This window comes from Mesorhizobium sp. M7A.F.Ca.CA.001.04.2.1, assembly GCF_003998485.1.
Classification (GTDB): Bacteria; Pseudomonadota; Alphaproteobacteria; order Rhizobiales; family Rhizobiaceae; genus Mesorhizobium; species Mesorhizobium ciceri.
In genome coordinates this window covers 1-806 of sequence record NZ_RZQT01000295.1, presented here as the reverse complement: position 1 = coordinate 806, position 806 = coordinate 1, and the positions used below count along the sequence as shown (strand labels likewise).

The window sequence follows — 806 nt, the reverse complement described above, 5'->3', positions numbered from 1 at the left end:
CATCCGCACCGTCACCGGGCTGGCGCTTCCCGATGGCGCCGGCGGCGGAGTGAACGACGGGGTCAAGTCGGTGTTCGGCTTCGCGCCGGGGAAGTTCACCGTTGCCGACGAGGCCGAAGGGCTGGCCGCTGCCTTTGCCAAGGTGGTGACCTCGGCCATCGGCACGGTGACCGATCTCTCGCACGGCCGCACCGCCATCCGTATTGCCGGGCCGAAGGCCGAATGGGTGCTGGCGAAATTCTTCGCCATCGACTTTTCGCTGCCGGCCTTTCCCAATGGCGCCGGCCGCTCGACCGCTCATCACGACGTCTTCGCCCAGATCCAGCGCACCGGCGCCGACCAGTTCGACATCTATGTCTTCCGCTCGTTTGCACGCTCGTTCTGGAAGGCGCTCTGCCACGCCAGCGAGGAAGTCGGCTACGAGGTGCAATAGGCGGCGCCGAACGGTCGCATCGCTCCTGCTTCTGGCATCAACGCCAGCCGTTTCTGCCGCTAGAGAATCAGGCCGCAGGCGCCCATGGTGCGAAAACGCGGCCGCCCAACCGGCACAGGGGATATGAAATCCCTTCTTCAAGAGTCGGCACATTCGTTTGGTTCGAACATCTCCATGACCGCAGAACTATCCGCCGGCGCCACGGACCGCGCCGATGTGCCGGCCAGAGCCTTGCTCCTGCTGCCGCTGACGGTCGCCTGCGGCGTGTTCATGACCAGCCTCGACCAGAATGTCGTGGTGACCGCGCTGCCGGGCATCAGCGAAAGCCTCGGCCGTCCGCCCAGCCAGCTCGGCCTGCTGATCACCGTCTATG

At 65.6% G+C, this 806-nt stretch carries 1 protein-coding gene and 1 pseudogene; both read left to right on the top strand.

All coding sequences use genetic code 11. From position 1 onward, the window contains the following. Positions 1-433 (top strand): sarcosine oxidase subunit gamma family protein (gene soxG / locus EN955_RS34595; RefSeq protein ID WP_127223581.1); only part of this gene is annotated, 433 nt, incomplete at its 5' end. A 174-nt stretch (positions 434-607) separates the two neighbouring features. Beyond that, positions 608-806 (top strand): annotated as a pseudogene (locus EN955_RS34590) (multidrug efflux MFS transporter); the annotation flags it as partial.